We start from the raw sequence: 7,701 nt of genomic DNA, 5'->3' as shown, positions 1-7,701 counted from the left end.
CCTTTCCGTGTCTGTGATGTTAGAGGGAATACTCATACCTGCTGGATGCTTGGCTCGTTTATTGCCGTCGGGGTTGTATCTATTTCTATCGAGGCAGTTGAGTAGCTTCAGCAAATGGTTCACATTACACTGGGCGTTTCTAGGAGCGCCGCTTTGATTTTGGTAATAGGCGATGCGAAATTTTCTCTCTTCTGTATTTTCTAAATTCGCTAAATACTGCTTGAGAAATTTGTAATCACCTCTGGCGTTGACTTTGGAACGCGAATCTACTGGCGTTGTGGTATTTGAAGCCAGGGCTATGTCTTTGGCTGCTTCTTCATCAAGTCCAATGTGGATGGTAACTTTTACTCTGGCTTGGGTTAGGTCGTATTTATAGTTTTTCGCTTGCTCAAATCCTAAAACCGTATGCCCTCCGTTGATAATCCCATCACTACCCCCCTCGTTAGCTTCTAAAATTTCTAGTTCGAGTGAGGTTTTGCTTGGTTTAACTTTATTGGCTGACAGAACGATTCCACTGTGACGAGAGAAGAATTTTTCGGGTTGAGTAGTCAGTGAGTCAAAGACTTGTCTGTAGGTAGCGCTTTTGCGGTTTGGTTCCCTGATGTTCGGTTCTAGAGGCAGGTCTGTTGGGAAGCTGTCTACATGAGCCGTGGCGATGATGCAATTGGGGTTGGCTTGAAAATAGTTATCTATTTTTATGTTCCAAGTCTTGGGCATAGTTTGTTTCTTGATGGAAGTAAATTATTATATGTCAATGCTGTTGTAAAGTCCTCTTGTTCAATCTCTGGCTAGGATGACTCAAAAGTTCTTATTCATGCAACAAAGTCCCTTCGACACGCCTATGAAAAAGGATTAGCTTTTGTCATCACTTCTGGTGAGGTATAGCCAAGTACTTGTCCAGCAATAAGTTTGATGACAACGCCATTCTCTTCCCAAGTGGGAAGAGTTTCAGCAGGATAGTGAATGAACCTTGGATCGGTTTCTTCGTGTTCGACAGGCAGGGCGACCCAGGTTTGAATGCCATGAATAGTAGTTTCTTTGTAACGGTCAGGGTCAGGTGAGCGTTCTGAATGTACAATTCCTTTTCAAGATAAGGCAGTTCAAGCTTGCTCAAAGATGTATCAAAACTTTAGTTCTGGATCTAACCGGAAAAATTCTTCAATGTCTTCCAAATCTAGCAATCAATTCCTCCCGTGACAATTGCATGAGCAATGGAGTAAATTCTTCAGGGAGTAATGCTAATACTGGTTCAATAATTGCTTGAAGTTCTTTATCTAATGAACCAAAACGAACTTGTAATAAGTTTTCGACTACAAGACGTTTCCCTTCTTGTTTCCCTTCAAGTTTTGCTCTTTCGCGGTCTTGCTGATAAAGTGGTTCTAATCGCATAATCAACTCCCGATCATCTGATTCTAAATTTTGGTTGATTCTCAAATTCTCACGCAAGTTATAAACTAACTCTAGCGTCGCTTGCTTGTATGGATGATTCAATGGTAACGCCGATAATTCCACAATCGCTTGTGACTGCACATTTCCTCTGCCAAGAATTCTTAACCACAACGTTTCTGGTGTTTGTGGTAGTTGATGTATGGCTACAATTGCTGTCCGTAGAGCATCACCTAAAAAGTATACTCCTGGCAACCACTCCGATTTCTGATTAACATTAAAGCTCGATAGTAGTGCTGGGGATGCAGTTGGACTAAGAACCCATAGTTTCGGAATATCTGACTCATTGAGTCTGGTTTTATTCGCTTTCGCATCTCGTCGCAAGAGAGCTTTTACTTCTAGTAATTTTTGAATACAATCACAAATTTCATCCCCTGAAGCGGCATTCCGAAATGGTTCTAATATTGCCGGAAATTCGGCAAATCTTCCCAGTAGCCCTAGCACTTCTAAATTAGAGGTTTGCTGTGCTGAAGGAGTAAATAATACATCAATTTCTTTGATCTCTCCTGAGATTTTTGATGATGACTTTACTTCCCCGTAAGGTTTTAACAATTCTTCAAGGTAATCTTTGGCGAATTCGTCATGTACAAATCGAGTCATTCAATTTGGTTTATTTGAAATTGGTTTGAGGTGATCAATAATATTTTATCTGTATTTACAACCCATTTTAATCACACCTCAAATTGAAGCTGATCACGGTATTACAGTGATTCTTAAAACTACATCACAATCCAGCGCCTTCAATTGCGGGACTATCTGGATAAACGTTGTTGTTATCAGATGCACTACAAGCCAAAGATGTCAATACTCTTAAAAAGGATTATAAATCACCGAGAAATAAATCCCGTTTTCCTGCCATGTTCTATCTGGCTGATCAACTGCTATCAAAGGAATGCCCCAGTCCAGACGTGCAGTGAAGCGTTCGCCTTGTGACCAACGTAAGCCAAGACCAACGGAAGCTAAAGTATTCGGACTGTTGGTATTAGAATTGTCTCGACTCGAATTATTCCAAGCAACACCAAAATCTACAAAGGGTATAACTTGCAACACACCATTCCTTCCAGATGTCCGAAGTACTGGGACTCGAACTTCGGCTGAAACAAAAGCGCCGTTGTCATCTAGCAGAATATCTTGGCGATAGCCACGGATACTATCAATTCCACCTAGTCCAAACTGCTCGAAAGGTAGAAGTGAAGCCGATGACAATTGCGTATTCAGGCGGAACAAAAATATAGTTTCAGGAGCTAAAAGCCGCGCCCACTGTGCTTGTGCAAGCCATGAGAAAAAACGGCTATCGGGAGCTTCTTGATTGATTGTGGCGTTCAATGTACTGATCCCCAGGTTGAATTGCGATCGCACTGCTACTACTTGGCGAGGGCTGCGAGAAGTCCATTCTTGAAAAAACCGCAATGCAGTCAATTTGGTGCGTCCTGATTCATCAGCACCCAACGAAGGAAAAGGTAATCGTTCTCCTAGTGGTACATAAGAGGTTTCACTTTCCTGGCGCGAAGCTGTCAAACCTACAGCGAATTCTTGTGTAGGAGTTTCTATTAGGGGCTGGCGGTATGTCAGTTCGTAGTAACGGGAAGCTCCTTCGATATCTAAGGAGTTGAATGGCCGTTCGATGATATTACTTTCGGAAGTACCATAGTTGAAACTAAGCGTACCGTTTTTGGGATTAAGAGGCAATGTATAGCTGCCGTAAAAGAAGTTACTGCCATCTGTATTACTGTAACCTACGCTTAGACCATCTCCCAATCCAAGTAAGTTAGCTTCATTTAGTTGTACTCGGCGTTGAAAGCTCCCAACCGCAGGAGTGCGTCCGTTATCAAGCACTACTTGGGTACTGAAGGTTTTTGCCTCCTCAACTTGAACATATAGTACAGTTGTACCGGAGACTGATCCGCGTTTCAGTTCCGCAGACAGGTCTTGAATCAACGGATTAAGTCGCAAAACTTGTAGTGCCTCTAACAGACGCTTCTGATTGAGAGGGCCATTAATAGCTGCTTCTATACGGCTGCGAACATAATTAGGAGAAAGCCTTTGAGTCCCAGTTACCTCAATTTTTTGCAATTTTCTTTCGACTACCTCAATTTTGGCAACACCGGACTGAATTTTTTGAGGTGGAATGTAAGCACCAGAAGTAATGTAACCATTATTGACGTATAGATCAGTGATTTTGGCGCGGGCTTGATATAGTTCAACGATTGATATCGGTCGATTGGTGAATTCAGCAAGGGTTTGGGCTAACTCTTGGGGACTAAAAACTGTGCTGCCAACAACTTCAAACCGTTTTACAGTAAAAGTTTCAGGAATCTGGCTAGGGAAAGGTTTTGATGGTGGGGAATCTGGGGAGGACGGTTCTAACAGTTCACTTGGTGGGGTCAGGGGTTGTGGTAGGTGTGGTGAGGGCAGTGGGTAAGGCAAGGGTGGTTGCACATCTTGCGGCGGCGGCAGGTTTGGTTGTTGTGCAATATCTACAAGCTGGGCGTAGAGAGGTTTGGAAATTGTACTGCTGAGTAACACTAATAGACTCAGATTTAACCAGGAAAATGCAACCTTTTGATGAGATTTATCACTCATAATGTAGGTGGAATATTGGCAGAACCTTTGAAATTGTACAGGAACAGGCTGGAATCAAGTTTTTATAAACTGTTGAAAATCATTTGGCAACAGCTTAGTAACAGCTATATGAACTGATAATATGCGAATAGTTGATAACTTCTGGTATGGGATTAGCAAGTTTCAAATTTTGATAATAAAAAATACTATTTTCCTTCTGCTCTATATTTTTATTTTTCTAGGCTGGTATAATTCCTGGAGGTTGCTTAGTGACATAACATAATGAACTCCGTAATAACAACAAATAGCTTTCCTACAGGTCTAGCATTTAGGGATAATTCAACTGGAACTATTCAAGATTTAGGTAGCGGACATCAAAGCAATTTAATTTGCTTATTAAAATCGCTTTAACTGACACGGAGAAAACTGTATAAAAATGGAGCAAGATATGGTATCAGATGAAGTAACGAGATATACTTTAAAAGTTGAGCTTTTTCAACACATAGAGAAATTAGGGCTACAACAAAGCTTATTTCCAGCCTCTAATGAGTTTATTGATAAAATTGTGCGGCAACTGGAGGACATCACTCCAACACCGCACCCACTCCAATCTGACTATCTTCCTCTTCTATTCGGTAGCTGGCAATTAGTGTACGCCTCTCGCGGAACGGTAGTCACACGTCAGATAGCATCAATTCCAGATTTATGGGGAGGAATTAAAATAAAACGTGTCTGGCAAACATTAGTTGCGGACAGCACTAGAAAAATCTCTGCCTCTAATAGCGCTGATCTTGAATTATCTTTTTTAGGTGAGTGGCGGTTACAAGCCAATGGACATTGGAAGTGGGGTACAAACAAGAAAACTTCCACAGTGTACTTTAACTCGTTTTCCATACAAGCAACAAAACCCTTTGGGCTGTCTACTTGGAATTTTCCTGAGTTGAAAATACCAGTATTAGAATTCCTGCAAAAAGAAGCTTTCTGGGTAACTTCTTACTTAGACCAAGAAATACGGGTAGGACGAGGTGCATCTGATAATTTATTTGTATTTCGTCGTGAGTGACACTTTCAACTTAATCTCATCAAATAAATTCTGTCTACTGAAATTAATTAAAAGCATATTTTAAAGTTTGTATGAAAGAAAAATCAAATATTTATCTTGTTTTTTGTCAGCATATAACTTCCATATTTTGTGTGCTTTTCTCCTCATCAGCGATGGCGCAGATTATCCCAGATAACACCTTGCCTGTCAATTCTATAGTTACGCCACAGGGTAATACTAGCAATATTGTTGGAGGAACGCAGACAGGAATCAACCTATTCCACAGCTTCGAGCAATTTTCTATACCTAGAGGTAGTACTGCTTACTTTAATAATGCCTTGAATGTTCAAAACATTATTAGTAGAGTAACTGGTTCGTCCATCTCTAATATTGATGGATTACTCCGAGCTAACGGCAACGCTAACCTGTTTCTAATTAATCCTAAGGGGATTATTTTTGGGACTAATGCCAGCATAGATATCGGTGGCTCATTCTTAGCTAGTACTGCTAACAGGCTCAACTTTGCTGATGGCAGTCAATTTAGTGCAAAAACTCCACAAATTAGACCATTATTAACTGTGAGCGTACCTCTTGGACTAGAATTTGATGGTAATCCAGGTGCAATTCAAGTGCAAGGTACAGGACATAATCTGACTCTCAACAATCCATTTTCACCATTTATCAGAAACGTTAGCTCAAATGGCTTGCGTGTAAAACCAGGGAAGACTTTAGCTTTAGTGGGTGGTGACATAGCTTTAGAGGGAGGAAAGCTTGAAGCGAATGGAGGGCAGATTGAGTTAGGTAGTGTTGAGCAGGGAATAGTACGCATTAATACGGCTTCTAAAGGTTGGACTTTAAGCTATGAAGATGCATTTAGCTTTAGAAATATTCAACTATCTAAACAGTCAATAGCAGATGTCAGTGGCTCCAGTAGTGGTTTTATTCAAGCACAAGGTGCTGATGTGGAACTGGCAAGTGGCTCAATATTTTTAGTTCAAAACCAAGGCAATGAATTATCAGGCGGCATTAAGGTAAACGCCTCTGAATACTTAAGACTCACAGGAACTTCTCTAGATGGAGTAATTCCTACTAGCTTTATTAATGAAACTTTAGTAGGAGATGGAGGAACAATTGAAATTTCAACTAAAAATTTAATTCTTCAGTACGGGGCAGCAATAGGTACTAGAACTTACGGTATTGGTCGGGGAGGTGATCTTAGTGTGAACGCTTCCGAATCCATTAACGTATCTGGAGGATCTTCTTCTGCTTCTCAATTACCCAGTAATATTATCACTGGAGCTTTTAGCTTTGGAAATGGCGGTAATCTCGCAGTATCAACAAAAAATTTGATTATACAAAATGGAGGGGAAATCTTAACTTCTACTTTTGGATCTAGTAGAGGAGGTGACCTAACAGTAAATATTCTTGAGTCTACTCAAGTGGTTGGTTACTTACAAGGAGCTTTACCACTTTCTAGTACTATTCTCACTAGAGCTTCTGGATCTGGAAACGGGGGAAACCTAGTCCTTTCTACAGGAAATTTAACGGCGAACGAGGGAGGAATTATCGGGTCTTTAACTTTTGGAAAAGGTAATGGAGGAAATGTAATTATAAATTCTAATAACTCTGTAGAACTTGTTGGAATAGTACCAAATTTCTTTACTCCAAGCTCTTTGGTTACTGCAACTTATAGCAGTGGTAATAGTGGTAAATTAACAGTTAATACAAAAAAACTAGCAGTTAGGGATGGTGCAATAATTAACACTTCCACTCGCTCAACCGGGAAAGCTGAAAGCCTTATCATTAATGCTTCTGATTCTATAGATATAAGAGGTACAGCCACTGGTTCTACGTACCCTAGTCTCATAAATTCATCAGTTATTATTCTTGATGAAAACTTTCAAAATCTATACCGATTGCCTGCAATACCTAAAGGTGATTCAGGAGATGTAATAATCAATACTAATAATTTAAATATTGCAGATGGTGCATTAATTAACGTCAGAAATGATGGCTCTGGCAATGCAGGAACAGTGAATATCAATGCCAATACGATTAACATCATAAACAACGGAGGCATTGTTGCAACAACCGCAGTTGGTCAGGGAGGGGATATTGATATCAACTCAAATAATGTTTTCCTAGACAACGGAATTATCTCCACAACTGCTGGTCAACAAGGCACAGATGGTAATGGTGGCAACGTCAATGTCAAAGCAAATATCCTAGTTCTTGCAGGAAACAGCAGTATTACAGCTAACGCTTTTAAGGGACGAGGCGGAAATATCGATATAGATGCTATAGCGTTTTTCTTGTCACCCAATAGCCGATTGGAAGCGAGTTCACAGTTAGGAATTGATGGCACAATTCAAGTTGACGCTCGGTTCACTGATTTTAATTTCAATAAAGTACAGCTAGAAGGAATTTCAGAGACTCCAGAAATTGTATCAGTTTGCCAAGGAAGTTCAGGCATAGCGGCAAGTAGTTTTGTGATCATTGGAACTGGTAGTCCACCACGTACTCTTCAAGACCAACTATCCAACAATAATGGATGGCAGGATGAGTCTATTTCAGTTCAAGCAAGTGATAACTCAGAGAAACTAAAACCGCCAATTCAGGAAGTAAAACCAATTGTAGAAGCCCAAACTGCG

5 protein-coding genes are annotated in these 7,701 nt (G+C 40.5%); 2 read left to right on the top strand and 3 right to left on the bottom strand.

Going from position 1 to position 7,701, the window contains the following annotated elements; genetic code table 11:
- The 3 genes from ACEW80_RS03215 to ACEW80_RS03205 form a co-directional block, all read right to left on the bottom strand.
- Window positions 1–717: AIPR family protein (locus ACEW80_RS03215; protein ID WP_373525213.1), on the bottom strand; the 717-nt coding region annotated here is incomplete at its 3' end.
- Between the two features lie 441 nt (window positions 718–1,158).
- A complete protein-coding gene (locus ACEW80_RS03210; protein WP_373525212.1) occupies window positions 1,159–2,046 on the bottom strand; it encodes a hypothetical protein in 888 nt (295 codons plus the stop codon).
- A 210-nt stretch (window positions 2,047–2,256) separates the two neighbouring features.
- Window positions 2,257–4,029, bottom strand: a complete 1,773-nt coding sequence (locus ACEW80_RS03205) for a ShlB/FhaC/HecB family hemolysin secretion/activation protein (RefSeq protein ID WP_373525211.1) — start codon at window positions 4,027–4,029, stop codon at window positions 2,257–2,259.
- Window positions 4,030–4,456: 427 nt separating this feature from the next.
- Between ACEW80_RS03205 and ACEW80_RS03200 the strand changes: the two genes are divergently transcribed.
- Window positions 4,457–5,071, top strand: coding sequence for a PAP/fibrillin family protein (locus ACEW80_RS03200; RefSeq protein ID WP_373525210.1), 615 nt, complete (start codon window positions 4,457–4,459; stop codon window positions 5,069–5,071).
- A gap of 71 nt (window positions 5,072–5,142) precedes the next feature.
- The coding region (locus ACEW80_RS03195) for a filamentous hemagglutinin N-terminal domain-containing protein (protein ID WP_373525209.1) at window positions 5,143–7,701 on the top strand (2,559 nt) is incomplete at its 3' end.

The organism is Nostoc sp. (genome assembly GCF_041747015.1).
Taxonomy (GTDB): Bacteria; Cyanobacteriota; Cyanobacteriia; order Cyanobacteriales; family Nostocaceae; genus Nostoc.
The sequence above is the reverse complement of the archived record's forward strand: the minus strand, read 5'-3'. Positions and strand labels throughout refer to the sequence as shown.

Excerpts from the sequence above, each read along its gene's own strand:
- ACEW80_RS03210 (WP_373525212.1), bottom strand. The coding sequence starts at position 2,046 with ATGACTCGATTTGTACATGACGAATTCGCCAAAGATTACCTTGAAGAA.
- ACEW80_RS03205 (WP_373525211.1), bottom strand. The coding sequence starts at position 4,029 with ATGAGTGATAAATCTCATCAAAAGGTTGCATTTTCCTGGTTAAATCTG.
- ACEW80_RS03200 (WP_373525210.1), top strand. The coding sequence starts at position 4,457 with ATGGTATCAGATGAAGTAACGAGATATACTTTAAAAGTTGAGCTTTTT.